This window comes from Enterobacter sp. 148H3 (genome assembly GCF_034107425.1).
In the GTDB taxonomy this organism is placed as follows: domain Bacteria; phylum Pseudomonadota; class Gammaproteobacteria; order Enterobacterales; family Enterobacteriaceae; genus Enterobacter; species Enterobacter vonholyi.
In genome coordinates, this window is sequence record NZ_JAWNEI010000051.1 from 1 (window position 1) to 786 (window position 786).

Below are 786 nucleotides of genomic sequence, written 5' to 3' on the forward strand. Positions count from 1 at the left end.
ATTGAGCATTTTCTTTCTTGCGTCCGACGTGTGGCCGGGAAGAAAGCCGTGCTTGTTTTTCTTCTTAACTGACATGAACGTTTTATACATCGGGTCACATTCGGCGGGACTACTGCCGTCAAGCTTTCCGGCCAGGCACAGCACGATCGCGCACGGATCGTTCGGGTCGGCTTTCTGGCCGTCGGCAGCGAACGCCGGGCTGGCGAGGGCGCACAGCAGCGCCGCCGTGATTACGGTATGCTTCATGATTCATTCCTCTGAGGGGAGAAGGGCACTAACGCCCGGTGGTTGTTCAACGCCGGTGACGGTCTTAAGGATTTAGACCACTACCGCCGTTATCGGTAGAAGACAATTTCTGACGTGTTGCAGGTCAGGCAACCGGTGCGGGTACGATACTCAACGACCCCGTGATAGCCGCCGTCACGTAGCCAGGTTTTGGCCGCAAAGTAGGGCTGGCCGTCGGGGGCGATCACCACCGCCCGCGAGGCGTGCGCCACCGCGTACCACTGTGTGGCCGGGTAAACCCCGCTGGGTTCGAAGCGGGCAAGTACCTGCGACCAGTTTCCCTCCGTTATCCGCGAGGCTACGATTAGGCGGTTGGGTTCCCATACCGGCAGGGTGGCCGATACCGGCTGCGCCGGTTGCGACCAGTCAACGGCCGCAGGCTCCGGCGGCGAGGAGCAGCCCGCCAGGAGGACGGCCAGCGCCGTCAGGCCGGTCAGTTTAGGCAGCATCATTGAAACTCTCCTTCATGGCCTGCATGTGCAGGGGTTTAAAATAGACGTC

General features: G+C 60.7%; 2 protein-coding genes. Both read right to left on the reverse strand.

Annotated elements, in window-relative coordinates; translation table 11 throughout:
* Nucleotides 1–246, reverse strand: a 246-nt coding sequence (locus USH94_RS22465) for a TrbM/KikA/MpfK family conjugal transfer protein (RefSeq protein WP_320731357.1), incomplete at its 3' end; no start/stop codon positions are given.
* An 89-nt stretch (nt 247–335) separates the two neighbouring features.
* A complete protein-coding gene (locus tag USH94_RS22470; RefSeq protein WP_111966158.1) occupies nt 336–737 on the reverse strand; it encodes a cag pathogenicity island Cag12 family protein in 402 nt (133 codons plus the stop codon).
* Between the last annotated feature and the right edge of the window lie 49 nt (nt 738–786).